Below are 25962 nucleotides of genomic sequence, written 5' to 3'. Positions count from 1 at the left end.
GTATTTGTTGAGCGCGATGTTGCTCGGCACCTCGAACAGGAAATAGCCGATGAAGAAGATACCGGCGGCAAAGCCGAAGGCCTCGCTCGACAGCGCGAGCTCCTTGTTCATCTGAAGCGCGGCGTAGCCGATATTGGCGCGGTCGAGATAGGAAATGACGTAGAGGCCGAAGCAATAGGGCACGATGCGCCAGGACACCTTGCGCATGGTGGATTGCTCGATGGTCGCTGCGGTGGCGGACATTGACGGCGTTCCCTTGCTGCGTTTCGTCGGGGCTTGTCGGCAACGCCAACCTCCCCTGCAGGCGGGCGCCTTGCAGGAATTATGCATTTTATAATATAAAATGCAATATGGTTGAGATCAGACCTGCGGAACCTTGATCAGGCCGGCGCCCTCTATGTGGACGCGGAGGAAGTCCGACGCCTCCTGGCACAGGCCTTTTTCCAACAATGTCAGGATGTTGATGTGCTCGCGGCACTGGATGGGAAGGCGGCTGCGATCCACCGTGATGCGGTACTCCACCAGGCGGCGCAGCCGGTTCACGCGCTTGACTGCATCGAGAAAAAACGGATTGCGTGCGCAGCCGACCAGCATCTCGTGGAACTCGGCATTGGCGGCGAAGATCTCCGAGCGCGAGGCGCGCTTGTAGGCGCCATCGAGCAGCCATTGCTGCTGTTCGCGTGCCGCCGCAAACGCCGCGCGGTCGATCTCGAAGCTCGGCAGCAGCAGGGCCTGTGGCTCCAGCGCGACGCGCAGCTGATAGCCCTGTTGATAGCTCTCGCGCGAGGTGAGGAGCGGGCCGAACGCCCAGCCATTGCCGGGCAGGCGCTCTATCCAGCCCTCATCGGCTATTTTGCCGAGAATCTTCAGAAGACGCGTGCGGGAGAAACCGTAGCGGCGCATCAGCTCGCTCTCGCTGACCTTGTCTGGAAGCTTTCCCGTCAGCCGGTCCTCGGCGATGGCGAAGTACCACTCGTCCTCGCGTTCCGGCTCGGCGTCCTCTATGTCCGGCAGGTCGGGAAGCTCGGCGGCACTTTTGACCAGGAAGAAGCCGCGATTGGGCTCGGAGCGGACGACCTTCATGTCTTCGAGGATTTGCAGCGCCGCGTTGATCGGCGCGCGCGAGACCCGTAGAGCGTCCGCCAGCGTCTGGCTCGGCAGATGCTGCTCGGCCCGCAAGCCGTTGGCGCGGATGTAGTCGAGGATCCGCGCGGTCATCTGGGTCGCGAGATTGGGGCGGGGCATGGGGCGACTCGGTTGATCCCTCTCAAGGAGATGTCGCTTACCGGCTCGGACTGCACAAGCGGGACAAGCCGGAGCGGTTCTTGCGTCTCGCCCAGAATTGTGTTTTAAAAAATAAAAAGCAATATGGGGGAGGGGACGTGACACCCAGGAATTCTGTCGCATGCTCTGCGTCGCTCTGCGCAGACGGCGCGCGCCTGTCGCGGCGCTTGTTTGCGGGCCTCGTCGCCGCCAGCGCGGTGAACGCTGCATGGCCCTGCTCATCCGCGTTATCTCAGACACAGAGGTCCCATCCGGAGGACAATATGCTCGAAGGCTCTCGCTCATTCGTCTATGTCGGCGCGCGCACCACGAAGGAGCGCAACGCCCGCGGTGACGGACTCAACGTCTATGCGATGGACAATGCGACCGGTGCATGGCGCCACATCCAGCTCCTCGGCGATCTCATCAATCCGTCGTACCTCGCCTTCGACCGCACGCGACGCTTTCTCTACACGGTGCATGGCGATCTCAGCGACATCACGGCGATGGCGATCGACCCGGTGAGCGGCAAGCTTGCCGTGATCAACCGGCAGAGCACTGAAGGAAAGAACCCCGTCCATCTCGCGATCGACTCGACGAACCGCTTCGTGGTGGTCGCCAACCACATCACGTCCACGCTGGCGCTGCTGCCACGGCAGGACGACGGTTCGCTCGGTGCCGTGATCGATCTCGTCAAGCTGGACGGCAAGATCGGGCCACATCGTGTCGAGCAGCCCTTCGCCAAGCCGCATCAGGTCGAGTTCGATCCATCCGGAGCGTTCATCGTGGTGCCGGACAAGGGGTTAGACCTCGTTTTCACCTACAGGATCGATGCTGAGAGGGGCAAGCTTGTGCTCGCCGGCAAGCCAGTGCAGGCCCGGGAAGGAGCGGGGCCGCGCCACGTCGCGTTTCACTCACAGGGACGGCTCGCCTACGTCGTCAACGAGCTTGACTCGACCGTCACGGCCTATCATTTCGATCCCGCGACCGGTGCGCTTGCTCCATTCCAGATCGTCTCCGCGGTGCCTGACGCGTATACGGGCAACAGCCGCGCCGCCGAGATCGCCGTATCGGCCGATGGGCGCTTTGTCTACGCCTCCAACCGTGGCGACGACAGCATCGCGACCTTTGCAATCGATCAGACGACCGGCCGCCTCTCGTCCGTGGGCTGGATGCCGAGCGTTGGCAAGACGCCGCGCTTCTTCACGCTGACGTCATCGGACGACTTCGTGTTCGCAGCGAATGAGGACACCGACACGGTCAATCTCTTCAAGCGCGACGCCGCAAGCGGCCGCCTCTTTGCGACCGATCGGGCCGTCAATGTCGGAAGCCCGGTTTGCGTCCTCTTCAAGGCACTTTGATGCGCTAGGCGGCCGCTCGGGTTGGTGGGAAAGCTCGAGCGCTGGGCGGCTGAAGCAGAACGGCGCCCATTGGCGCGGCCTGCCGCAAATCTCGGCTTGCCTGCCAAATCGCCAGATGTCAGACTTATGACATGAATACAGCTAAGCGACACGAGGCGAACCTCCGCGACGAGTACACCGAGATGACGCGGCAGCGCATCGTGGCAGCCTTTGTCGAAACTTTAGAGGACGAGGCGGCCGACGACATCTCCATGGCAGCAGTGGCCAAGCGGGCCAAGGTCGCCGAGCGGACCATCTATCGCCACTTCAAGACCCGCGCGGAGCTGTTCGCGGCTGCCGGCGAGTGGATCGAGAACAACGTCTTCAGCTACATCCCCTTCACATCGCCCGACGAGCTGCCGGATATTTTCCGCAAGCTGTGCAAGCGGTTCGACCAGCATCCGCATCTGGCGCGAGCCATTGCGATGACGCGGGCGGGCCGCAAGGTGCGTGCGGGCTTCCGGCGCAACCTGATCGAGCAGCACCGCAAGGCGATGGCGCCGCTGGTGCGGCATCTCCCTGCGAAGGAGGTCCGCCAGGCGGAGGCACTCGCGTCCTATCTCAACAACGTGCTGGCCTGGAATGCGATGCGCGAGGATTTCGGCATGTCCAGCACTGATGTCGCCGACGCGATCGAGTGGGCGCTCACGACGCTTTTGAAGGATGTCCGTCAGCGCGATGCTGCTGCTGCTGGGGCGGGGGCGGCGGCGCGCACCGGCAAGGCCGGCAAATCATCGCGAAAGCGAATCGCGGCGGCGAAAGAGCCGGTGTAGAACGAGGCATGTCATGAATGCGATACCCGACGATCTTCTGATCAACGCGCCCGACGAGGTCCGCATTCGCCAGGACCTCGTGCTGACGGCGCTCGGCCGTCGCCCCGCCGATCGCAGCCTGCGGGTCGGCAAGTTGCTCGACGTCCACAGCCGCACCTGGAGCGAGGACCAGGAGATCGTCTTTAGGGGCCGGCGCATCGCGTGGGTCGGGCCGGCGGGAAGCTATCCAGGCGAGGTCCGCGAACGCGTGCATCGGCCGGGTCTTGCGGCCGTGCCCGGTTTCGGCGAGGTGCACAAGCATATCGAAAGTTCGCATCTGACGCCGGAATGGGAGGCGGCGCTGGTGCTGCCGCATGGCAATACCTGGACCTGCGAGGCGAGCCACGAATTCTCCAACGTGAACGGTGCACGCAATCTCGAATTCTGGTTCGAGGCGCGCCGGCGTGGCTCGCCGCTCAAAATCTTTCCGCAGCCCGGTTCGGCCGTGCCACCAACAGCCTACGAATGGGGTGGCGGCTGGTATGGGCGCGAGGAGCAAGCGCGCTTCATGGGCGAGAGCCTGATGGTCACCGGGCTCGACGAAGTCATGGACTGGCCGGCGGTCTGGAACCCTGAGAATCCCTCCTACAAGCGGCTCTGGGGCATGATCGAGGCGACGTTCGCCGCGCGCGGCGTCGTCGAAGGCCACGCGTCGGGCCTGCGCGATCTGCCCTCCATCAATGCCTTTGCCGCGGCCGGGCTTGCGTCCGACCATGAGGTGCAGACGCCGGAAGAGACCTGGGACAAGCTCACGCGCGGGCTCTTCGTCGAGCTGCGTGTCTACGCGATGGACGAGATCGTCAAATGGCTGCTCGCCAGGGGCTTGCAGGACTGGTCGCAAATCGCGTTCACCACTGATGACCGCAGCGCCAGCCACACGCTCCAACTCGGCGCCAGCGATCACAATGCGCGCGTCGCGATCGAAGCCGGCCTCGCACCGGAAATCGCGATCCAGTGTCTCACCATCAACCCGGCGCGGCACATGCGCCTCACGCCGTTCGTCGGAAGCCTCGCCCCCGGACGTTTTGGCGATGTCGTGTTGCTCTCGGACGTATCCAAGCTCACCATCGCTGAGGTGTGGGCCGATGGCGTGCAGGTTTCCGATGGCAAGCGCTACCTCGGCGATGTCCCCAGGATCGAATGGCCGGATTGGGCGACCAAGACGGTCAATATCAAGCGCACGATCAAGCCGGAGGATTTCGCGCTGCCGGCCGAACCCGGTCGCACCACGATGAAGGCGGCCGTGATCCGTCCCTTCCACTGGCATCCCGAATTCTACACCCTCGAATTGCCGGTGCGCGATGGCGCCGTCCAGCGCGACGAGAGCGAGGCCATTACCAAGTTCGCCATCGTCGATCGCTTCTCTGGCGATGGACGGGTTGCAAAGATGTTCTGGCGCGGTTGCGGACCGCGGACGCCGGAGACGGCGCTAGCCTGCTCGGTTGCGCATGACAAGCATAACATCTGGGTGGTCGGCTCTTCTGACGCCGCGATGGCCAAGGCAGTAAACGCGCTGATCGAGCTTCAGGGGGGCTGGGCGCTGGTGCGCGAGGGCGAACTCGTTGCAACCGTGCGCTTCGAGGTCGGCGGGCTGATGAGCTGCCGCTCGGCGCAGGCGCTCGATGCGGAGATGCAGGCGCTCTACGCCGAGGGCCGCAAGGTCGACTGGATGTATGAGCCGACCTTCCGGCCGCGCTGGTATCCGGGATTTCCCGAAAGGCTGATGTTCGCAACGCTGACCTGTGCGCCCTGGAGCTGGGTGCTGGTGGCGCCGTGCGAGCAGGCACCGCTCGGGTTCATCAATGTGCAGACCGGTGAAGCGCACGCGGTGGTGTGGTAGGGGAGTGACTGGGATGAACGAGATGACGCCGCCGCAAGCCGCTTCCGTCGAGCCGGCGCCGCGCGCCGCCGCAGGTGCGCTCGATCGAATCTTTGCCCTCACCGCGCGCGGCACCAGCGTCGGTCGCGAGGTGATGGCCGGTGCGACCACCTTCGCGGCGATGGCCTATATCATCGCGGTGAATCCGGCGATCATGTCCAACGCCGGAATGGATCGCGCCGATCTCGTCAGCGCCACGGCGCTCGCCGCGATCTTCGGCTCGGTGATGATGGGCCTTTGCGCCAATCTGCCGCTCGCCGTTGCGCCGGCGATGGGCTCGAACGTCATCTTCACCTATGTCATCGTCAAGCAGATGGGCATGCCGTGGCAGGGTGCGCTTGCCATGGTCGGCTTCACCGGCGTGCTGTTCCTGATCCTCAGCCTGTCGAAGCTGCGCGAGAAGGTCGCGAAGGATGTTCCGGAGGCGCTTAAGATCGGCATTCAGGCTGCGGTCGGCACGCTCATCGTCTTTATCGCGCTGCGCGGCGCCGGCTTCGTCGTGCAGAACCCCTCGACCTACATCGCGATGGGATCGCTGCGCAGCGCGCCGGTGCTGCTGACGCTGTTTGGTCTCCTGCTGACGCCGGTGCTGGTGGCGCGCCGGGTGCCGGCGGCGCTCATCCTGTCGATCGCGTTGCTGACGCTGATCGGCTTCTTCGTTCCCGGTGCCAACGGCAAGATGGTGACGTCGATGCCGTCAGCCATCATGTCATGGCCGCGCTGGCCGACTAGCACTTTCCTGGCACTCGATGTCGGCTATCTCTTCAGCCATTTCGTCGTGGCGCTGCCGCTGCTGTTCTACTTCCTCTGTGCCGAATTCTTCTCGACGCTCGGCACGCTGATCGGCGTCACCGGTGCCGCCAATCTTCGCAAGGAAGACGGCTCGATCCCGAATGCTACCGCGGCGTTTGCAACCGACGCGACGGCATCCATCGTCGGCCCGCTGCTCGGCACTTCCGTCGTCACGGCCTATATCGAATCCATCACGGGCGTGCAGGCTGGCGGCCGAACCGGCCTGACCTCGCTGACTGTTGCAGGGTTCTTCTTCCTCGCGCTGTTCTTCTGGCCGATCTTCGTCATCATCCCGCCGCAAGCCACCGCGCCCGCGCTGGTGCTCGTCGGCGTCTTGATGATGCAAGGTCTCGCACGCATCGACATGACCGATCTCGTCAATGCTGTGCCGATTGTGCTCACCCTGCTGGTCACCGTGCTGACCAATAATCTCATCAACGGCATGGCGCTGGGGACGCTGAGCTACATCGCGCTTGAGGTGACCATGGGGCGCCGCGCGCAGATTCCAGCGATGGTCTGGGGGCTGGGTGTCGTGTTCATTGCGTACGCGATCGTGATCGCTCAGATATTCTGATGCTGGTGCTAGGCGGCCAGATCCAGCAGCCGGCAAGATCCTCGCACCAGCACCTTGCGACCGGATGATGTCATGACGGGCGTGCCGTCTCTGATTGTGACGAGGCCGAGTTTGACCAGGTCTTCGACCGCATGAGCCTTCGAAAAACGATGCTGTGACGTCGGACAGCGCAATGCCTTCAGCATTTCCCACTGGTCCGGCGAAAGATCGAAGTCGAAATCGTCGTTCATGTTGCCTCGAAATATCTGGCCGCTCGTGCACCGATTAGCGGTGCAGCATGAAAACCATGCGACGACAATGAGTCGGGAATTCGATTGGCTGTTTAGAACATCTCTTCACAAATTGCCGCAGGTCATTGCGCCACAATAGTTAAGATCGCGCGCTTGCGGATATCGTCCCGATGTTCGATCACCTCTTGATGATCAGGAGTTGATGGTGCGTTGCGAATTGTCGCAGTGCACGGGAAGGAGGCCTGTCCGATTCCGCGTTGCGATGTGCACAGGAAAAATGAGACAAGCCCTTCAAGACTCTGTTACGGTGATTCCTGGGGAATGGCTTCACGCAGCAGGAGTGGAGTGCATGAACAGGCTGGTGGAAATTCGCAGTCAAGAATCCTTGTGCCGGGAACGTGCGGCGCTGGATTCGAAGCGCCGGGTTTTCTGGCTCGCGCAGGCCGAAGAGTGGGAGCAGCGCGCGCTCGACGAGATCGCTTATCACTTTCGCGAGTGTAATGTGGCTTACGGCGATTTGCACGCGGTTGCCAGCTAGCGGACTTTCACGGCCTACTGATAGCTTGCCACGATATCCGACACGGCGCGCTCGAGCTGCTGCGCGGTGGCGCATTGTCGCACCACGCTGCAAAATGTCGCGTAGCGCGGCATCTCGGAATCGCCAAAGCCCCAGACCATGCGTCCCTCGGGATTGAGCCATACCAGCCGCTTCGAGCGCTCGGAGATGCGCCGCAGGATGTCGGCGCGCGGATCGAGATTGTTGCTGCGGGCATCGCCCAGCATGATGACAGTGGTCTGCGGCGTCAGCGTGCTCATGAATTCATGCTCGAAGTCGTCGAGGGACGAGCCGTAGTCGGATGAGCCGAAGCCCACCTTGGACATGATCTCGGCCATCGCCGCCTCGGGCGAGTTCGATTCCAGGATGTCGCTGACCTCGATCAGATGCGAGGAAAAGGCGAAGGAGCGGACGTCGTCGACCACCTCGTGGAGCGAGTGGATCAGCAGCAGGAAGAAATCGGACACGCGGGCAACCGAGCCTGAGACGTCGCACAATGCCACGATCTTCGGCCGGTCGCGGTGCTTGCGCTTCCAGGCCGTGAGGAACGGCACGCCGCCCCAGGCGGCATTGCGGCGTAACGTGCGGCGGACGTCGAGATGGCCGCGCCGCTGGCGCTTGCGCGGTTTCGAGTAGCGCTCGCGCAGGCGGCGCGCGATCTTGCGGATCAGCGCGCGCATCTCCTCGACCTGGCGCGGCTCAATGCGGGCCAGCGGTGCATTGCGCAGGATCTCGTTGCGCAGGTTTTCGGCCTCCTCGCGCGCGTAGAGCGCGAGCCCCTGCGAGACCGTGTCGCGGACGGCTTCGCGCAGGCCCTCCAGCGCTGCGCGCAGACGCTCGGCGACCGACGGGTTGGCCGCGGTCAGTTCGTCGAGATCGTCGCGCAGGCGCTGAAGGCCCATCACGTCGAGGATGCGGCCGGAAAAGATCCCGCGCTGGGTGGAGTAGCGGATGTTGGACAGCGACGCGGCGCTGGCGGCGCTGGCGATCGCGGCGGCGATCGCGTTGCGGTCCTGCGACAAGAGCATTTGCGCCAGCGGACCCAGGTCTCCGGTAGGTTGACCGCCGCCTGCGTCATCGGCTGCGTCGGGGGAGGGCGGCTGACTGCCCTTCGGAGGCGCATCGTTGTCGTTGGCCTCCTGCTCCTGCCGCGGCTCCGGCTGGCTGAAGAACAGATCAAAACAGTCGCCGAGCGCAAGCTTCTCGTCCTGCGACTTCGCCAGCGTCAGCAGCAGCGCATCGCGCAAGATGTTGCGGTCGGAAAAGCCGACCTGCGCGACCGCGCGCATCGCGTCGATGCTTTCGGCAGGCGAAACGTGGACGCCGGCGCCGCGTGCCGCACGAAAGAAGCGATGGAGGTTCTCCCGCATCGGAGTCAACCGAAGACGTTGGACCGCGCCGCCTTGGCAATGAACGTCGTGACGTGGGGCGCCGCCGCCTCGATGTCGGCCTCGTATTTCAGGAGCACGTTGAGCGTGTTCTTGACCATCTCGGTGTCGAGCTCGCCGGCCTGCAACAGTACCAACACGCGCGCCCAGTCGATGGTCTCGCTGACCGAGGGCAGTTTCTTCAGGTCCAGACTGCGGATCTCGTGGATGAAGCCGACCATCTGCCGGCGCAACGCTTGCGAGATGCCCGGCACGCGACTCTCGACGATGCGCTCCTCCAGCCGCTGCTCGGGAAAGCCGATGTGCAGATGCAGGCAGCGCCGCTTCAAGGCGTCGCCGAGATCGCGCTCGCTGTTTGAGGTGAGGATCACCGTCGGCGGCGTGATCGCCGAGACGGTGCCGAGCTCGGGAATGGTGACCTGGAAATCGGACAGGATCTCGAGCAGCAGCGATTCAAACTCGGCGTCGGACTTGTCGATTTCGTCGATCAGCAACACGCAGCCGCCGGGTTGCTCGAGAGCCTGTAGCAGCGGGCGCGGTTCGACGAACTCCTTGGAGAAGAACACGTCGCCGAAATCATGCAACTGGTCGAGCGCTGCGTGCAGAGTCTGCGCTCCGCCGAGGACTTCGCCGAGCTTGTCCTTCAGGATCTGGGTGTAGAGAAGCTGCTTGGCGTATTTCCACTCATAGAGAGCCTTGGCCTCGTCGAGGCCTTCGTAGCATTGCAGGCGGATCATCTTCATGCCGCGCCAGGCGGCGATCGCCTTGGCAAGCTCGGTCTTGCCGACGCCGGCGGGACCCTCGACCAGGATCGGCTTCTCGATCTGTTGCGACAGATAAACCGCGGTCGCGATCTGCCGGCTCGCGATATAACCTTGCGCGGCGAGGCCGCTCTCCACTGCCTCGATCGAGGTTGAGGGCTTCTGATCAGCCACGAATGGGCGCTCCCGATAGTCTGCTTGAGGCTTGTTCTGCCCCCCTTCCGGACAAAGGACAAGCCTCGATTATCGGGGAACACGTTGCGCTGACGGCATTTTTCCGTTCAGCGCAAATACGCGCACAAGGGCTCGGACGTTTCGATCAGTGATGCAGCAGCTCAGGTTTACGGATGGTCTGCCGCAGTTCGCCGCCGCAATCGGCGCATTCGTAGACGAAGTCGATCTTGGCAAGGCTCCAATGCGGCTCGACCTCGCGCACATACATTGGCAGGAACCCCATGCAGCTGGGGCAAATCACAGGCGCGATCTCGATGTCCTGATGATGCTGTACATAGGCTGGCATCTCGGCTCTCCTTCGCAGGCGACCACCACACCCCGCGCAGAATCTACCGCCGGTGGCTTACGCGCCGTCATCAACTCTTTCGAACAGAGGCGGAACGGCGGGCATTTGTCCACTGCTGTGACATTCTTGTAACGTCTCTGTACTGTAACGGGCGGACTAAATGCCTATTTCAGAGCCCAATCCGCTTCTTCGGCGAACACTCCAACAATAAGGGAGCAAACACCCATGACGCATGCCATTCGTTTTCACAGGACCGGAGGTCCGGAAGTCCTGGTTTGGGAGCAAGTCGAGGTCGGCAAGCCCGGTCCGGGTGAGGCGCGCATCCGTCACACTGCGGTCGGTCTCAATTTCGTCGACATATATAACCGCTCGGGTCTCTATCCCGCGCAATTGCCGAGCGGGCTCGGCAGCGAGGCGGCCGGCGTGGTCGAGGAGGTCGGAGCGGGCGTGACCGATTTGAAGCCGGGTGATCGCGTCGCCTACGGCGCCTCGCCGCTCGGCGCCTATTCCGAGGCGCGGCTGATCCCGGCTGACCGGTTGTTGAAACTTCCGGACGGCGTCGACGACAAAACCGCGGCGGCGATGATGCTGAAGGGGCTCACGACGCAGTATCTGATCCGGCAGACCTATCGTGTGAAGGCGGGCGACACCATACTGCTGCATGCGGCAGCGGGCGGCGTCGGCCTGATTCTGAGCCAATGGGCGAAGCATCTCGGCGCGACAGTGATCGGCACGGTGAGCAACGACGAGAAGGCCAAGCTCGCAAAAGCTCACGGCTGCGACCACGTCATCATCTATACCCGCGAGGATTTCGTGAAGCGCGTCGACGAGATCACCGGCGGCAAGAAGGTGCCGGTCGTCTATGATTCCGTCGGCAAGGATACTTTCCTGAAGTCACTGGACTGCCTGGCGCCGCTCGGTGTTGTCGCACTGTTCGGCCAATCCTCCGGCGCGGTCGAGCCGCTCAATCTCGGCCTGCTGGCGCAGAAGGGCTCGCTCTACGTCACCCGCCCGACACTTTTCACTTATGCGGCGAAGCGCGAGAACCTGGTGGCGATGGCAGGTGAGCTGTTTGACGTCGTGAAGTCCGGCGCGGTCAAGATCGAGGTCCACCAGACCTATCCGCTGAAGGACGCGGCGAAGGCGCATGCCGATCTTGCGGCGCGCAAGACCACGGGATCGACCGTGCTTCTGGTGTGATGCCAGATCGGATCGTGATGCAGGCCGCTCGCGGCCTGCGTTACGATCGTTCGTGCTTGCGAAGGTCGCGGGCGTGATCGAAGCGGGCCGCCTGGAGGTCGACCTCTCCAGGCGCAATCTCCGGCAGGGCGGCCTGGGTGAGGATGTCCTCGGTCACGTCCTCGACCGCGGACCCGCTGATTTCGTGGATGAAGCAGATGTTTCCGTACTCACCGGAGGCGACGCGCGAGACGACCTCGCGCCGGGTTACTTCGGGGTCGACGACTGCTTCGCGTCCGCGGCGACCATAATCGATCATCACGACGAAATACTGCATCAAGATTCCTTGCCCGCCTCGAGGCGAGCTGCAGTATTTCTGAAAATAGGAATATAGTCAAGCCCCGTCTTCCAAAAATCGGAAATCGAGGCTCTGTAATCTCGAGCAGATCGCGCGTTACTTGCCCTTGCCTTTGCGAGCGCGGGCCGACTTGGCACGCAGCCGCTCGAGCTGGCCCTTGGGCATGGTGAGGCATATCTCGCCGACCCACTCCAACTTCACGCCGACGATCGGCTTGGCGTTGAAGCTGGCGAGATTGACGAGCGAGGGAGACTTGCCTCGTTCGATGGTCTTCAGATAACGCTCCCCCGTCTTCAGCCGGACTACGGCCTCCTCGCCATAGAAGCTCGACAGCGGGAAACGTTGCTCCTTATAGACCACGATCACGTCGCCGTTCTCGTACTTGGGCAGCATGGAATCGCCCATGACCTCGAAGGCGACGGTCTCCTCCATGATCGGGAAGGGCAGTACGATGTCGCCAAGTCCTTCCGGCGGGACCTGCTCATATTCCGGCTCGATGACGGCGCCGGCGCCGACACGGCCCATGATCGGCGAGAGATTGAGCTCAAGGTATTCCATGATCGGCAGGATCTCCGACGCCTTGACAAGGCGCTCACCGCCGAGGATTTCGGAAACCGCGCCCGGTCGGACGCCCATGGCCTGGGCCAGCCCGCCCTTGCTCTTGCCTGACCGCTTCAGGCCCCGTTCGATCATCGTCGCGTCCAGCATGGTGATTCCCCTCGTTTGTCCAGCTTTCGTAACTACCTTAACCCGAAATTCGGAATTATCTATTACGAATATCAGAAGTCTAGCTTGACTTATTATTCGGAATATCGGAATGTGTGCTTCGCCTCAGGAACGTCGTTCGGACCAGGTGAGGCGGATCACAGGGCAAGACAGTATGGAACCGGGCATCTGGGCGTCGGAGCACTCCGACGCGCTGCGCGACTATTTTCTCAAGGGAATGTCTTTTGCGGAGATCGGCAAGGAGATTAACGTAAGATTTGGAACGAATTACAGCCGAAACGCGGTGATCGGGCGGGCCAAGCGGATGGGTCTCGCCGCGCCCAAGCAGATGCCAGCTCCACCGATCGCGCCGCATCTGCCGAATGGACTGCAGCGCTGGCCAAACCCTGCGTGGAAGGGCGAGGCGCCCAAACCGCCTTTCGTCCCGGCCGAGCCGATCAAGCTGCGCTGCGTCGGTATCCGGCCGCGGCTGGTCTCGCTGCTCGCGCTCGAACCGGGCGACTGCCGCTATCCGTATGGCGGGGACAAGGATGGGGAGGCGATCGCCTTCTGCGGTCATCCCCGGCGCCCGGGCACCAGCTATTGCACGCCCCATTTTCATCTGACCTCCGGGCCCGACACGGCGCGAACGACCGGCCCGGTCATCCTGCGGCTCGTCGCGGCCGCCTGAACCTGGCCGCCCCGTGCTGGGAATCCGATTTCCGGCCTTTTGTGTCAAGGAGTATCCAAGTGGCACGTGCAAAACGCAGCAAAACCTTTCGCCTGGGAGGGATCTACGACCGCAGGTCACGCGACTTGGCGCTCCACGCCGAGGTGGCGGAAGTCGAGGTCGACAATCCCTTAAGCCTTGATCCCGGCGAAAAAATCATCGCGTTGCGCTCGGTCCGCAACGATCCATTGGGCCGGCTCCATGCCCATCACCAGATCGACGAAGCACAGTACCGCGGCGGCCGTGCGTTTCAGAACGACTGGGAGAAGGCGGAGCGGGGTCCGCAGGCGGTCGATCCCAGCCGGGAATATGTCGACGGCACCCTCGGCCGGGAGCCGGTTACCGAGGGCCAGCGCCAGGCGGTGCTGCGGCTGAACCGGGTCGAGCGCGAACTCGGCACGGACGGCGCGGCGCTCGTTCACGACGTCCTGGTGCTCGGATTGACGATGGAGCAGGTCGGCGAACGCCGCACCGTGCGCAGCCAGCGCTGGAACGACTATTTCTCCAAGAGGTTGCAGGAATGCCTGGACCGATTGGCGCAGGTCTACGGCTTTGCGACCGACGGCGGCGAGACGAGCCCGCCAAGCGCTAAGGCGCGATGAGATCGTCATCGCGCGTTAGGTTATTGTTCGAGCATGATCTCCGCGCAAACGGGTTCCGCGTTTGTCGCGGGGGATAACCGTGTCACACTTTGCGCTAATGCGGTCCTGCGGCTCCGGATCATGTGCGCTTTCTCGCTTGAGGTGGGGGCAGGGACAGTCCGGCGCCGTTTTTTGTCGACATGCCCAAGAGCGCGACGGGATTTGGATGAATCGTCATCGCGCTCTGGGTTATTGTTCGAGCGTGATCATGCATCTCACGGATGCGGCACGATCTGGTACGGTGTCGTGTAGGGTTCGAAGCGGAGCGAGGCGTTGGCCAGCAATCCAATCTTGGCGGTCGGCGCTTGCTGCAATTCGCCGTTCTGGCCGCGGTGGACGTTGTATTGCCACACGGTGAGATCGCCCTTCTGCGCCAGCGCATGGGCGACCGCGCTGGCGTCGGTGCCGCCGAGCGCCTGCAGCTCTTCGGCGTTCAGTCCGATGATGATTTCATCCTTGACGGTAACGATCTTGAACAGGTTCATCTTGGCCTCCTGCGCCCATGCGCCGTGTGATGCGAGAGTGAAAAGCGCAACCGCCGCGCCCTTGATGAGATCACTGCGAGAAAGCATTCCGTCTTCCTTTGCTGGATGCGCGCCCGAATCGTTAGTCCAGAAGTCAGCCATGGCGCCCGTGATCTGCGTGGCCGTATCGCACTGGGCTCTTGGTCGCTCGCTTGCGAATGACGGTTCATGCCTTTGAAAAATATCTTAAGATGGTGAACCGCGACGGGGCGCGCCGCGTCCAAGCACGAGACTTAAGGGGGGACCTTCCGATGAAATTTGCCGGCGTCGTTTGCTTTCTCGCTTCCCTGGCTGCGGCCGGCGCCGTTCACGCGGCCGATCCTTCCTACGTCGGAACCTGGAAATTCACGAGCGCGGTGGTGGCGCCTTGGGCGGATGCGCAACACAAGCCCGACAGCGCCGAACAGGCACGGCTGATGGGCAAGATGGTTCTCGTCAAAGCCAAGGAAATCTCCGGCCCGCGCCCCTTTGCCTGCGCCAAGCCGCAATACAAGCTAACCGACTACGCCGCCGATATGATCTTCCAGGGCGCTTTCGACGAGATGCAGCACTCCAGCAAGAAGACCGATCCGAAGGCGCTCGCCGCCTCGCTCGGCTTCACCGGCGACAAGATCAAGACGCTTGAAACAGGCTGCGAGATCGATTTCCACTTCGTGGATGATACGACTATCGAAGCGGGCCTCAACGATTACGTCTACACGCTGAAGAAGCAGTAATCCGATCGGTTCTGCTGTGCGGCCATCCTTCGAGGCGCTCGCCAAAGGCGGGCGTCTCGAGAGGCCGAGGACGTTCTCAGCCTTCGAACCGGGTGCGCCATCCTTCGGGGCCCCCGTTCCCCGTTCATGTTGGGAAACAAAATAGCCGCGTTGTCGCATTGACGTAGATCAAGCCAACGTGCAGCTATGACCTGCTGACTATGACCTGCTGAGTCCTGTCGCGGGCGGGGGTGGACCGGATCCGTCCTCCGGAATTGCCGAGGTGCGATGACGACGAAGCAATCCTCCCCCAGCAGTTTGGCTTGCCGGGAGGGTTGTTCCTTGTCATAATTGCAACCTCATCGGGTTCACCCGACCCGTTGCGGGCATGCGGTTTGGCGGTTCGCCCGCGGTCGCCAGGCCGAGAGCCGTCCATGTCCGACGTCCGGTTCTCGAATGACGTTTGCCCTCTTACGAAGGTTGTTCCTTTCATAGGTGCGAGATGAAAAACCTCAATTTCGCGACTGAACTGCACCTGAAGCTGGGGGCGCCTGCGAGTCAAACCGTCGAGAGCCTGCGATTGCTGCGCGCATTTCTCAAGCTCGCGCCGCGGCAGCGCTTCGAGGTCATCAAGCTGGTCGAAGACCTCACCACCGAAGAAATTCCTGAACATCCACTTTCGTAAGGGGTATCGCCCACCGAAGTCCCAACCTTAACTGACCGCCCCAGGGATCCCTGACGCCCAGCGGAGCCGCTGGAATGCGATCCGATAAGTGTGATAAATCCGTCAGGGACAAGGGGAGGACGGCGACATGATCGAACCGAAGCTCGAAGTTCCGGCCGAATTGCGCGATCTGGCCGAGAAGACCATCGATCAGGCGGAAAAAGCCTTCGGCCTGTTTTTCGATGCTGCCACCAAGTCGATGTCATCGGTGCCTGGAACCAGCACAGACGTTTCCAAGCAGGCGCTTGCTTTCACTGAACAAAACATGAAGGCGGCGTTCGAGCACGCGCGCAAGCTCGTTCACGCAACCGATCTCCAGGAAGCGATGCGCATCCAGTCCGAATTCCTGAGAAGTCAATTTACCAATGCCGGTGAACATATGCGACAGATCACCGGCAACCTGATGCAGCCCGGCAAAGGCAAGTCCTGAACCGCGGGCAGTGCGGCGTGCTCACAAATTGATCTTGCGTGAAAGCGTCGCGCGGAATTCAATCGTATGGCAGGTCCATGATGGGCCACCGGATGAGCATATCATCCGCCGTCCGTCATCCTTTCTGCTGATCCCTGTCGGCCCAACCGGCAGGGATTTGCATTTGAGGGGCCCAGCTTCTCCGGCGTGATGTCGGGCCTGCGCGATGGCGCAAAAGGCGCGGACCTCGGCGCTCGCCTGTTTCTGTTCGCTCGTCACGACATGACAGCCAGCGCACCTGCGCTTTGCAAGATCAGCGCCGTGATCGGGTCGGCGGCGTAAGCCGGCGATCCGGACAGGCCGGCCGCGACGATCAGAGTTGAGCGCCGTTTGACGAGCGCTCGCATGAGGCGTCCTCGAACCATTTGTCCGGTGTCCGCGCTCAACCGCAGCACGATCCGGGGAATTGCGAGAGATTTATGCGGGCGATGATCGACCGGACCAGGCCGCGGGCGAAGCGGTAGAGGCGGCGAAGGAAGGTCGGCGCAGCCGCAGCGGGCAGCATTAGACTTTGTGTGTAGTGCGACATCTGGGCTTCCCCGACGCTCGAGGTTTGCCTTGTCGCGCATTCGGCGCCGGGCCGCCTTGATCTGTCGCAAACCCGTTTGGCAGGCGTGTCCCGCGGTACCCGATGGCGGGACTAGCCGAACAGCCAGGACGTAGGATTAGCAATCGGTTTGTGCTCGTTCAGCAACAGGCCGCCCTTGACGATGCGGACCATTGACCAGATGAACCACCAAGCAAAAATCGGAAAGCCGATCAGCACCATGCACAGCGGAATGCCGACCGCGAGGTACGCCAGTCCGATCCAGAAGGTCCTGATCTGAAACCGGTAGTGCGAGCGCGGCACGGGGTCCGCACCGTCGACCTTCGTATGCGCGATGATGACGCCGATCAGCGCCGAAATCCCGGTAAAATAACCCACGCCGTAAAGCACGTAGACAACGACGGCGAGGTTGTCGTCGGAGACGACGGGGCGCTGGTTTTCATAAGGGAGTGTGATGGCCGCCTCCGTTGCCATGGGATCGAGCTCTGCGAACGCCCAATAGGTCGCTCCAGCCATGTTCCCGGTTCAACAAACCGTTGGTTGTTGGAGGAAAAGCGGACCTCAGGCGTGCCAGTGAACCTAGTAGTCGCCGGGGTTCATGATCAGCGGGCTCGTCGTATCGGTCGGCGCAAGCTCGCTGCTGGAGCTGCTGCGCAGGAACTGATCCAGCGTGGCCTGGATCTTCTCCTTCACCGAATCCGGTCCCCGGTCGCTCAGCTCGGTGTGCTGGGCACCGGTATTAATGATGTCGATGCCGCGCCGCTTCGCCTGCTCGGGCGTCGGCAGGACGCCGGGATCGGTGACGAACCTCGGGTCCTTCGAGCGGAATGACAGGATCTTGAGGTGATCGCTGAGCACGAAGGGCACCCGCAGATTGTCGAGCGTGATCACCTTTGACACCAGCTCGGGATGCTGATGGGCGACATACATGGAAACGTCGCCGCCGTTGGAATGGCCGACGAGCGTGATGTGATCGTATTCCGCGTTCTCCTGCTGCTTCTTCAACTCGTTCAGGACGAACAGGATGTTGGCCTCGCAGCGCATGTAAACACCCTTTCGACCGACATAGGGCTGACCGACCTTGGTCATCAGGGGCGGATCGGTCGGCAGATCCTGCTGGATGCTGGCCACGAGATATCCGCGCGCGGCGAGTACGTTGGCCAGGAACGAGTACTCTGTGGCCTTGACCGTGTTGCCGTTGCTGATGACTGCAAGCGGAAGCTTCCAGAGGCCGAGATTGGCCTTGGTCTCGTAATCTCGGCGCACGGCGATGTCGACCGAGACCGGCCGCTGGCGTGCGGCGTCAAACAGATTGAGCGTCTCGTGGCGGATCGCGAACTTGCTCACGGCGAAAAATTCGCCCGCAGCAAGTACGCAAAGGAACGCCAGAATCGCGAAAGCCCTCTTCATCGTTTCACCCCGATCACTTTTCACAGAGGTAGTGATGGGGAACCAACGGATCGAGCGATTGTGAGGGCGAGGCGGGATTAAATTTAGGCAAGCTTGATCGTGTGCAAACGAAGGAGGGGAATTAGAGGCAATTGGCCTTTCCCCGTTCCGGGCAGAGCCTGAGGGCGTTCGATAGCGTGAACAGGAACCGCGCATTTCGCCGTTCATTGTCGGGCGCGCGGTAGCTGAGCGGAACAGCGACGGCGAGATCAGCCCGCAAATCGTCCGACAGGAACAGGCGTATGCCGGCGCCGGCGGATGTCAGCGACAACCCGTCGCTCAGCCGATAGCCGTCGTTCCACACCACGCCGGCATCGGCAAAGCCGTAGATCTGGTAGCCGGTCCAGTAGCGGAAATTGACCGTCTGGTCGAAGCGAATCTCGAACGATCCGGCAAGCCCGTTGTCGCCGCTGATTTCGGCGGCGCCATAGCCACGGCCGAAGGCGATGCCGCCGAGATAGAATTGTTGCGACGTGAACAGCGGCCGGGATGCGGTCTGGCTCGCGCCTGAAAGCTTGATCGACCATGCGTCGGTGAGAGTCTGGTAGCGCGTGAACCAGGCATTCAACACCGAGAAGTTCGCCGAGGCGCCGTCGCGCGACAGAAGGTCGTCGGTCCAGTGCGAGGCGCCGAAAATGTCGAGCCCCTGGCGATAGGTCAACGTCAGATAGTTGGTGCCGCCGAAGCGGTCCTGCAGCCGGTAATCCGAGGTCAGGCTCGCGGTTCTGATATGATCAAGGTACGATGGCCCGAACATATCGTGTTCCGATAGGTTGCTGAAGGTGAAGGCCGAGGTGAGCGTGAGCGAAGATGCTTGCGACTGAAGCGGCACGATGCTTGCCCGTAACTCGAAGGCTTCCGTCGTCGTGATGTCGCTGTCGAGGCGACGGGCATCGCCCGGCCGTACCGCGCTGTACAGGATCGAGGCGCCGAGCCGCACGCCGTCGACACCAACCGGCGCGTCATAGGACAATCGTCCGAAGCCAAGCTGACGCGGATCGTTTGCAATCGTCGACAGGTTGACCGCCAGCGTGTCGCCGGGTGTGAGGTAAGAGTTGAAGGCGCCGGTCGCATAGGTCTGCCACGGTCCGACCGACGATGATCCAAGATTGTCCAGGCCGAACGAGGTGAAGATGTGCCAAGTCTTCAGGAAGACGGTGAGGCGGAAGCGGCCGCTCGCGGTGCCGATTTCCTCGAGCGCAGTATCGGCGATCCGCACGCCCGGCCATCCGTTGATCAGATAAAGCTGGCGTTCGAGCGTGGCGAGGCGCGAGGGATGCTCGGCGAGGGCCGGATCCAGCATCGGACGGATGCCGAATTGCTCGGCGCCATCGCCTTTCAAGTCGGCCTCGACGATGGAGCCTTCGATCACCTGTATCCGGACGCGTCCATCCTGGATGTCTTGCGGCGGGATGATGGCCCGGCTCAGATGGAAACCGGCGGAGCGATAGAGATCGCTGATGGCGCCGGCGATCGCCGCGAGGTCCGCCTGCGAGACCTGCTTTCCAAGATACGGTTGCCAGGTGCTGGTGAGGCGATCACGCGGAATGCTGTCCGCACCAATGATGCTGACGTCGCGAAGCACGAATTGCGGTCGGGCATTCGCGCCGACGTCGGGGCGGCCGAAACTCGGTAGTCTTACGGGGGGGCGACTGCGGGAGTTCTGATCCGATTGTGTGTCGAAATATTTTTCGGTCTGTCGCGGATCGAAGCCCGGCTGGTTCGCTTGCTGCGCGAGACCTTGCGGAATTGCCGCAAGAATAGGCACAAGCAGGCCCATTACGGTAGCAAAATGTCTCCACGGGCGGCTCCATCGAGACCGCTCTCCGTAGTTCAACTGAGTCGCTCCACGGGCTCGGTAAGAGGTCGTTAGGCACATGATTTTTCATAGTTTTTTATGGTCAACGATTGGTTAACGGTGCGATGGAACTTGGCGCGACTCCGGCTAATCCAATCTTGAGACATCTCCGATAAATCTCAGGTCCGCTGTTCGCGGACTGAGGACTCATCATGCTCGGCAGAGATGGAATGCGGCGCGCCCTGTTGGCCGCGTTGGTACTGGGATTTGCTTCCAACGCGTTTGCAGCGGATGGCGGTGTCTGGTCGGTCAGCAAGGCGTCGGGCGACGTTTGGATCGCGACGGACGGAGCACAGCAGGTCTCGCTCAAGCAGGAAGAGACGCTGAAGCCTGGTGATACCATCCGGACCGGGCGCAACGGTCGCGTGCTTCTGGTGCGTGGCGAAGAGACCATCCTGATCTCACCGAATTCGGTCGTCGGTCTGCCGACGGAGCAGAAGGACGGGCTTTCGACCACAATCGTGCAGCAGGCGGGCTCGATCCTGCTCGAAGTCGAAAAGCGCAACGTCAAGCATTTCGAAGTCGAGACGCCCTATCTCGCCGCCGTGGTCAAGGGCACGCAGTTCAGCGTCACGGTGAACGCCGACAGCACCAAGGTCGGCGTCGTCCGTGGGCAGGTCGAGGTCTCCGATTTCCGCACTGGTCAGATCGCTCAGGTGATGCCCGGCCAGGCCGCGACGGCCTTCGAGCATGGCAAGCCTGGCCTCAACCTGAGCGGCTCCGGTACCTTCAATTCGATCGAGCAGGGCAAGCCGCGCGCGTCGACCATCGAGCGAGTGCCGGTGCCGAAATCGGGCCTGCCGGCACCGCGCAATGCTGCGAACGGCCACACCTTCCACGCTCTCGCGCACATAGAGAACGGCAAGGTCGCCGGAGCGGCTTCCAAGCCCCAGCAGGCGGCGGGCGGGTCTCATGTCAAGCCGAGCGTGGTCCGCATCTCCAGTCCGCTTGGCGAGGTGAAGCTGAATTTCAACAAGGTGACGCACGGGCTCGCACGCGGACCGGTTACTGCCGCCGCCGCCGTCAGAAGTGCGTCAGGCTCCAGCACCGATACCGTCTGGAGCGACAGCAAGACGAACGCGACGTCGGCCTCCAACAGCGCCAGCCAGACGGCGGTGACGACGAGCACCAGTAGTACGACGAGCAGCAGCACGAGCACCTCGAGCACGACCACGACGACGGCTGCGACAACGGCCGGGTCGTCGAGCGATAGCTCGAGCAGCAGCTCCGGCGGTAACAAAAAGAGCAATTCCGAAGACGGCAATAGTGGCTCGACCGGTAACGGTAAAGGCAACAACGGCAACGGCAACGGCAACGGCAACGGGAATGGCGGGGGCAACGGCAGTAACGGCAACGCCTACGGCCACCACAAGAACTGAGGCCATTCCGTAGGGGATCAAGGGGGCGCATCCGGATTGAACCGGATGTGCGGGGGGACTAGGTGAAACGCTATCGACCGCACATTCTGGTTGTGGTTGCGCTTGCCGTCGTGCTGTCGACGGGATGGCACGGTGCGCTGCGCAGTGCGCTCACCGATTTGCGCTTCGCCTGGCAATCGCGCGAGGCGAGTGGCGATATCGCGGTGGTTGCGATCGATGCGGCATCGATCGACCGGATCGGCGTCTGGCCGTGGCCGCGGCAGCTACATGCCGAACTCTTGCGCAAGCTCGAAAGCGCCGGTGTTCGCGATGTCGCCTTCGACGTCGACTTCAGCACACCGTCGGATCCTGCATCCGACCAGGCTTTCGTCGAGGCGCTGAAGGACGTCGGCGGTTCGACGATCCTGCCGTCCTTCAAGCAACCGGCACCGAACGGCGGCGGTATCCACATCAACCGTCCTCTGACGCCATTCGGCGAACAGTCGTGGCCGGCCGTCGTCAACGTTAGCGTGGAGTCCGACGGGCTGGTTCGACGCTATCCTTTCGGCGAGAGGCTCGGCGAAGAGTTCGTGCCTTCGATGGCGGCGGTGTTGGCGGGGCAATATGCCAACCGGAGCTTGCCGTTCCTGATCGATTTCTCGATCCGCGCGGCATCGATTCCGCGCGTTTCCTTTGTTGACGTGCTACGCGGCGACGCCACGACCCTTTCCAAATTGAAGGACAAGAAGGTCCTCGTCGGCGCGACCGCTCTCGAACTCGGCGACCGCTTCAGCGTACCCAACGGCAATGTCGCATCCGGTCCCGTGCTACAGGCGCTGGCGGCGGAATCGATCCTTCAGCATCGCACGCTGCGCTGGACCTCCGATATAGGCATGATCCTGGGCCTCGGTGCCCTGGCCTTGCTCATGATGTTCTCCTGGCGCCGCCTTGGTCCGGGCGTTAGGGTCGTCATCCTCGTTGCGGCGGCGGCGGCAGTCGAGCTCATCGCTGCCCTCGTGCAGCTAAAATGGCCGCTCGTCATCGACACGTCGCTGTTCCACATCGCGACCGTTGCCTATCTCACCGCGATTGCGCTCGACGAGATCGATTTCCGCAGCCTGCTCGGTCGCATCGCCGAGAGCCGCTTCCACCGCATTGCGATGTCACTCGGCGACGGCCTGGTCTGCACCGATGAAAACCACATGATCACAGTGTGGAATCCCGGCGCGAGCGCGATCTTCGGCTACATGCCGGCGGAAATGATCGGCCGCCCCTTCGAAGCGCTCTGCGCATCGCCGACCGACGGCGCGGCCAAGCGCTTCTCGACGCGTGACGCCGCGCGTCAGGCGTTGCTGGTCCCGGGCGGGGCCGTCGTCGTCGAGTTTGAGGGACGGCGCAGGAACGGCGAGGTGTTTCCGCTCGAGGCCAGCTTCTCGGGCTGGCAAGGCACAGACGGCTTCCAATATGGCGCGATTCTGCGCGACATCTCGGTCCGCAAGCGCGAGGCCGAACGCGTTAAATATCTCGCCGAGTACGACTCGCTCACGGAGATAGCCAACCGCAACACCTTGCATACGGGGTTGGTCGGCCTGGTCGCGGCGGCGAAGCGGCAGTCGCGCGAGGTCGCGCTCCTGGTGCTGGGCCTGGACGGTTTCCAGCAGATCAACGATATGTTCGGTCATGCGGCCGGTGATCTCGTGCTCAAGGCGGTCGCCGAGCGGTTGCGGGTCGAGGCCGGAGCCAAGGCGATAGTCGCGCGGCTCAGCGGCGACGAGTTCGCGATCGCGATTGACTGTGTCGAGGCCAATGAGCCGATCGCGGCGTTCACCGAGCGCGTGATCCGCGCGTTCGAGCTGCCGCTCGCGGCCGGCACGCGCCAGCATCGCGTCAGGACCAGCGTCGGGATCGCCGTCTATCCGGACGGCGGGCAGAACGCCGACGACCTCCTGAGCAACGGCCATCTCGCACTCTACCGGGCGAAGACGACCCACCGCGGCGGCTACGTAATCTTCGAGAGCACAATCAGACAGGAGCTCGAGAACAGGCTGACGCTCGAGAGCGAGCTCGCGCAGGCCGTGGACCGCAACGAATTCGAGCTGTTCTACCAGCCGCAGGTTCGCCTGGTTGACGGCGCGCTCCTTGGCGCGGAAGCGCTGATCCGCTGGCGTCATCCCTCGCGCGGCTACGTCTCGCCCGCCGAGTTCATGCCTGTCGTCAATACGTCGGCGCTCTCGGAACGGATCGCCGGCTGGGTGATGGAGACGGCCTGCAAACAGGCGCGGGCGTGGGAGCTCGCCGGCAACAACGTTCGCGTCGCGATCAATCTGTCGCCGTCGCAGCTTCATTCGGGGGATCTCGCGCATTCGGTCGGCGAACTGCTCGCCGCCACCGGGCTCTCGCCTTCGCTGCTCGAGCTCGAGGTGACCGAGGATATCCTTCTCCTCGACGAGGCGCGGGTGCTCGACATGTTCAAGCGGATCCAGGAGCTCGGTGTCCGCGTTCTGTTCGACGATTTCGGCACGGGTTACGCGAGCTTGAGCTATCTGAAGAAGTTTCCGCTCGACGGGCTCAAGATCGACCGCTCCTTCGTGCTCGATCTGCTCGCCGATTCCGACGACGCAGCGATCGTCAGCTCGACCGTCGGATTGAGCAGGCAGCTTGGCCTCTCCGTGATCGCCGAGGGCATCGAGAACCGCGCCACGGCCGATTTCCTGGTCAGCATGGGATGCGAGGAAGGGCAGGGCTATTTCTTCGGCCGCCCGATGCCGGCCGAAGCATTCGCGCATCAGTTTCTGACGGTGCAGCCGATCCAGGAAGTCGTCGGCGCCGCCTGAGTGAGACGCGTGGCGGTACGGACAATTCCGGCAGAATCGGTTGCTAGCGGCGGCGCGCGATCGCGATGCCGAGCAGGAATGCGACGAACAGGCTCGCCAGCGGCGCCTCGCGCGTGATCGCGGCGACCGTTGCGAGCGGCTTGCCGGGCCTTCGCGCCTCCTCGATGGCCGTCGTAAGGCGATCGACTGCGGCATGCAGGCCGCCGGCGACCTCGCCGATCGTGCGGGTGACGTCGGTTGCGGCATCGACGGCGCGCTCGGCCAGGCCTGGCTGCGAAACTGGTTCCGGTGTGTCCACGCTCAAGGCTTATGGCCTCCAGACCCGCGAAATGGCAGGGACCGGCACCTTTGGCTATCCTCGCGAGCGCTCGTTTTGAACAGCGGGTCCAAAGACCTTTGGCTATCCGCGACTGGCGCCGGCTTGACGGCGGGTGCCGGCCTGCACTGAAAATGCGGCGGACGTGGTTTGGTTCCCTCCAGTGTCGGCCGGCGACAGCATCAGCCCGGGAAACGACGGACGCGAATCTCTGTTAGGCTGATGCCCCAGCGCAGACCTGATCAGGGAGATGGTCGTGACCGATCGCACAACGTCGGATCGAACCAGGCGCATAGCGCTGCTCGGCGCTGCCATCGACATGGGGGCTTCGCAGCGCGGAACGCTGATGGGCCCTGCGGCCCTGCGGACCGCCGGCCTTGCGACCCTGCTGGAAAATCTCGACTTCGAGGTCGTCGATCATGGCGATCTTTCGGTCGCCGGCATTCCCGATTCCACCGACGAGCCGCCCCGGAACGCCAATCACTACCGCGAGATCCAGCGCTGGACACGCGTCGTGAGCCATCGCGCCTATGACGTCGCCAAGAGCGGCGCGGTCCCGATCTTTCTCGGCGGCGATCACACGCTGTCGATGGGCTCGGTCAATGCCATGGCGCGTCACTGGCAGGAGCACGGGCGCAAACTGTTCGTGCTCTGGCTCGACGCGCATGCCGACTACAACACGCCGGCGACGACGATCACGGCGAACATGCATGGCATGTCCGCGGCGTTCTTGTGCGGCGAGCCCGGGCTCGACGGGCTGCTCGGCAAGGAGCCGCGCGCCTCGATCGACCCCGACCAGCTCGAGCTGTTCGGCACGCGCTCGATCGACAAGCTCGAGAAGGAGCTGATGCGCACGCGGCGCATCCGCGTCGCCGACATGCGCCAGATCGACGAGTTCGGCGTCGCCGTCCTGATCCGGCGCTTCATCGAGCGGGTGAGGGAAAGCGACGGGGTGCTGCACGTCAGCTTCGACGTCGATTTCCTCGACCCCTGCGTGGCCCCTGGCGTCGGTACCACGGTGCCGGGCGGGGCGACCTATCGCGAGGCACACCTGATCATGGAGCTGCTGCACGATTCCGGCCTGGTCCGGTCGGTCGACATCGTCGAGCTCAATCCGTTCCTGGACGAGCGCGGCCGCACCGCGCGGACGGCGGTCGAGCTGATCGGCAGCCTGTTCGGGCAACAGATCGCGGACCGCCCGACGCCGAGCAACGCGATCTCGCCTGGCGAGTAGAGTCCGAGGCGCTCGTCCGGTCGCACAAGCGCTGCCGCGCTGGGATGGAACTCCTCCGCGAGACCGAGCATTTAGATCAGCCGTGGCGACGATCGCCTGATTTTGAAATGCACGCGAATTGCCAAGGCGCGCGCGAGGCGATTTCATGCGGCTGAGCACGAGGGCC

Annotated in this window: 27 protein-coding genes and 1 pseudogene; 14 read left to right on the top strand and 14 right to left on the bottom strand. The window is 62.9% G+C overall.

What is annotated here, in order from left to right; all coding sequences use genetic code 11:
• A pseudogene (locus Q3C01_RS29775) lies at positions 1-243 on the bottom strand (MFS transporter); the annotation flags it as partial.
• Positions 244-360: 117 nt separating this feature from the next.
• Positions 361-1245, bottom strand: a complete 885-nt coding sequence (locus tag Q3C01_RS29770; RefSeq protein ID WP_458148854.1) for a GntR family transcriptional regulator — start codon at positions 1243-1245, stop codon at positions 361-363.
• A gap of 302 nt (positions 1246-1547) precedes the next feature.
• Here Q3C01_RS29770 and Q3C01_RS29765 point away from each other — a divergent pair, with 302 nt between their 5' ends.
• From Q3C01_RS29765 to Q3C01_RS29750, 4 genes are all read left to right on the top strand, one after another.
• The gene (locus Q3C01_RS29765) at positions 1548-2624 is read left to right on the top strand and encodes a lactonase family protein (RefSeq protein WP_458148853.1); all 1077 of its coding nucleotides are present in this window, start codon (positions 1548-1550) and stop codon (positions 2622-2624) included.
• 131 nt (positions 2625-2755) lie between these two features.
• Positions 2756-3436, top strand: coding sequence for a TetR/AcrR family transcriptional regulator (locus tag Q3C01_RS29760; protein ID WP_458148852.1), 681 nt, complete (start codon positions 2756-2758; stop codon positions 3434-3436).
• A gap of 13 nt (positions 3437-3449) precedes the next feature.
• Positions 3450-5315 (top strand): adenine deaminase, encoded by a 1866-nt coding sequence (locus Q3C01_RS29755; protein ID WP_458148851.1) that lies wholly within the window; start codon positions 3450-3452, stop codon positions 5313-5315.
• A gap of 13 nt (positions 5316-5328) precedes the next feature.
• Positions 5329-6720 (top strand): NCS2 family permease, encoded by a 1392-nt coding sequence (locus Q3C01_RS29750; RefSeq protein ID WP_458148850.1) that lies wholly within the window; start codon positions 5329-5331, stop codon positions 6718-6720.
• A gap of 8 nt (positions 6721-6728) precedes the next feature.
• Here Q3C01_RS29750 and Q3C01_RS29745 read toward each other — a convergent pair whose 3' ends face one another.
• Positions 6729-6950 carry a hypothetical protein gene (locus Q3C01_RS29745; RefSeq protein WP_458148849.1) on the bottom strand — a complete coding sequence of 74 codons (222 nt, stop codon included), beginning with the start codon at positions 6948-6950 and terminating at the stop codon, positions 6729-6731.
• A gap of 349 nt (positions 6951-7299) precedes the next feature.
• Here Q3C01_RS29745 and Q3C01_RS29740 point away from each other — a divergent pair, with 349 nt between their 5' ends.
• Positions 7300-7488, top strand: coding sequence for a hypothetical protein (locus tag Q3C01_RS29740; protein ID WP_458148848.1), 189 nt, complete (start codon positions 7300-7302; stop codon positions 7486-7488).
• 14 nt (positions 7489-7502) lie between these two features.
• Here Q3C01_RS29740 and Q3C01_RS29735 read toward each other — a convergent pair whose 3' ends face one another.
• From Q3C01_RS29735 to Q3C01_RS29725, 3 genes are all read right to left on the bottom strand, one after another.
• Positions 7503-8876 carry a vWA domain-containing protein gene (locus tag Q3C01_RS29735; protein ID WP_458148847.1) on the bottom strand — a complete coding sequence of 458 codons (1374 nt, stop codon included), beginning with the start codon at positions 8874-8876 and terminating at the stop codon, positions 7503-7505.
• Positions 8877-8881: 5 nt separating this feature from the next.
• Positions 8882-9829: an AAA family ATPase gene (locus Q3C01_RS29730; RefSeq protein ID WP_458148846.1), complete on the bottom strand. Its 948-nt coding sequence runs from the start codon at positions 9827-9829 to the stop codon at positions 8882-8884.
• 145 nt (positions 9830-9974) lie between these two features.
• Positions 9975-10175: a hypothetical protein gene (locus Q3C01_RS29725; protein ID WP_458148845.1), complete on the bottom strand. Its 201-nt coding sequence runs from the start codon at positions 10173-10175 to the stop codon at positions 9975-9977.
• Positions 10176-10400: 225 nt separating this feature from the next.
• On the opposite strand from Q3C01_RS29725, the gene Q3C01_RS29720 reads away from it, so the two are divergent.
• Positions 10401-11375, top strand: a complete 975-nt coding sequence (locus tag Q3C01_RS29720) for a quinone oxidoreductase family protein (RefSeq protein ID WP_458148844.1) — start codon at positions 10401-10403, stop codon at positions 11373-11375.
• A gap of 40 nt (positions 11376-11415) precedes the next feature.
• Here the strand turns inward: Q3C01_RS29720 and Q3C01_RS29715 are convergent, their stop codons facing one another.
• Positions 11416-11691 carry a hypothetical protein gene (locus tag Q3C01_RS29715; protein ID WP_254104509.1) on the bottom strand — a complete coding sequence of 92 codons (276 nt, stop codon included), beginning with the start codon at positions 11689-11691 and terminating at the stop codon, positions 11416-11418.
• Between the two features lie 117 nt (positions 11692-11808).
• Complete coding sequence (locus Q3C01_RS29710) at positions 11809-12420, bottom strand: S24 family peptidase (RefSeq protein WP_458148843.1); 612 nt, start codon at positions 12418-12420, stop codon at positions 11809-11811.
• Between the two features lie 172 nt (positions 12421-12592).
• Between Q3C01_RS29710 and Q3C01_RS29705 the strand changes: the two genes are divergently transcribed.
• A complete protein-coding gene (locus tag Q3C01_RS29705; RefSeq protein ID WP_458148842.1) occupies positions 12593-13108 on the top strand; it encodes a GcrA family cell cycle regulator in 516 nt (171 codons plus the stop codon).
• Positions 13109-13167: 59 nt separating this feature from the next.
• A complete protein-coding gene (locus tag Q3C01_RS29700; protein ID WP_458148841.1) occupies positions 13168-13749 on the top strand; it encodes a hypothetical protein in 582 nt (193 codons plus the stop codon).
• A 254-nt stretch (positions 13750-14003) separates the two neighbouring features.
• Here the strand turns inward: Q3C01_RS29700 and Q3C01_RS29695 are convergent, their stop codons facing one another.
• A complete protein-coding gene (locus tag Q3C01_RS29695) occupies positions 14004-14360 on the bottom strand; it encodes a hypothetical protein (protein ID WP_458148840.1) in 357 nt (118 codons plus the stop codon).
• 203 nt (positions 14361-14563) lie between these two features.
• Between Q3C01_RS29695 and Q3C01_RS29690 the strand changes: the two genes are divergently transcribed.
• From Q3C01_RS29690 to Q3C01_RS29680, 3 genes are all read left to right on the top strand, one after another.
• Positions 14564-15028: a hypothetical protein gene (locus Q3C01_RS29690; RefSeq protein WP_458148839.1), complete on the top strand. Its 465-nt coding sequence runs from the start codon at positions 14564-14566 to the stop codon at positions 15026-15028.
• Positions 15029-15509: 481 nt separating this feature from the next.
• The gene (locus Q3C01_RS29685; protein ID WP_027528419.1) at positions 15510-15692 is read left to right on the top strand and encodes a hypothetical protein; all 183 of its coding nucleotides are present in this window, start codon (positions 15510-15512) and stop codon (positions 15690-15692) included.
• A gap of 127 nt (positions 15693-15819) precedes the next feature.
• Entirely contained in the window at positions 15820-16161 is a 342-nt protein-coding gene (locus Q3C01_RS29680; RefSeq protein ID WP_458148838.1) for a phasin, read from the top strand.
• A 254-nt stretch (positions 16162-16415) separates the two neighbouring features.
• On the opposite strand, the gene Q3C01_RS29675 is transcribed toward Q3C01_RS29680, so the two are convergent.
• From Q3C01_RS29675 to Q3C01_RS29660, 4 genes are all read right to left on the bottom strand, one after another.
• A complete protein-coding gene (locus Q3C01_RS29675; RefSeq protein ID WP_458148837.1) occupies positions 16416-16547 on the bottom strand; it encodes a hypothetical protein in 132 nt (43 codons plus the stop codon).
• A gap of 293 nt (positions 16548-16840) precedes the next feature.
• Positions 16841-17221 carry a DUF4870 family protein gene (locus Q3C01_RS29670; RefSeq protein WP_458148836.1) on the bottom strand — a complete coding sequence of 127 codons (381 nt, stop codon included), beginning with the start codon at positions 17219-17221 and terminating at the stop codon, positions 16841-16843.
• A 105-nt stretch (positions 17222-17326) separates the two neighbouring features.
• Positions 17327-18157 carry an alpha/beta fold hydrolase gene (locus Q3C01_RS29665; protein WP_458148835.1) on the bottom strand — a complete coding sequence of 277 codons (831 nt, stop codon included), beginning with the start codon at positions 18155-18157 and terminating at the stop codon, positions 17327-17329.
• Positions 18158-18278: 121 nt separating this feature from the next.
• Positions 18279-20075: a ShlB/FhaC/HecB family hemolysin secretion/activation protein gene (locus tag Q3C01_RS29660; RefSeq protein ID WP_458148834.1), complete on the bottom strand. Its 1797-nt coding sequence runs from the start codon at positions 20073-20075 to the stop codon at positions 18279-18281.
• A 131-nt stretch (positions 20076-20206) separates the two neighbouring features.
• Here Q3C01_RS29660 and Q3C01_RS29655 point away from each other — a divergent pair, with 131 nt between their 5' ends.
• Together Q3C01_RS29655 and Q3C01_RS29650 are read left to right on the top strand one after the other, a co-directional pair.
• Positions 20207-21433: a FecR family protein gene (locus tag Q3C01_RS29655; RefSeq protein WP_458148833.1), complete on the top strand. Its 1227-nt coding sequence runs from the start codon at positions 20207-20209 to the stop codon at positions 21431-21433.
• A 62-nt stretch (positions 21434-21495) separates the two neighbouring features.
• Positions 21496-24246, top strand: a complete 2751-nt coding sequence (locus Q3C01_RS29650) for an EAL domain-containing protein (protein WP_458148832.1) — start codon at positions 21496-21498, stop codon at positions 24244-24246.
• Positions 24247-24289: 43 nt separating this feature from the next.
• Here Q3C01_RS29650 and Q3C01_RS29645 read toward each other — a convergent pair whose 3' ends face one another.
• Entirely contained in the window at positions 24290-24550 is a 261-nt protein-coding gene (locus tag Q3C01_RS29645) for a hypothetical protein (RefSeq protein ID WP_458148831.1), read from the bottom strand.
• 268 nt (positions 24551-24818) lie between these two features.
• Between Q3C01_RS29645 and rocF the strand changes: the two genes are divergently transcribed.
• On the top strand, positions 24819-25796 hold the full coding sequence (gene rocF / locus Q3C01_RS29640) for an arginase (protein ID WP_458148830.1): 978 nt from the start codon (positions 24819-24821) through the stop codon (positions 25794-25796).
• Positions 25797-25962 lie beyond the last annotated feature (166 nt).

This window comes from Bradyrhizobium sp. UFLA05-109 (genome assembly GCF_054185165.1).
The sequence above is the reverse complement of the archived record's forward strand: the minus strand, read 5'-3'. Positions and strand labels throughout refer to the sequence as shown.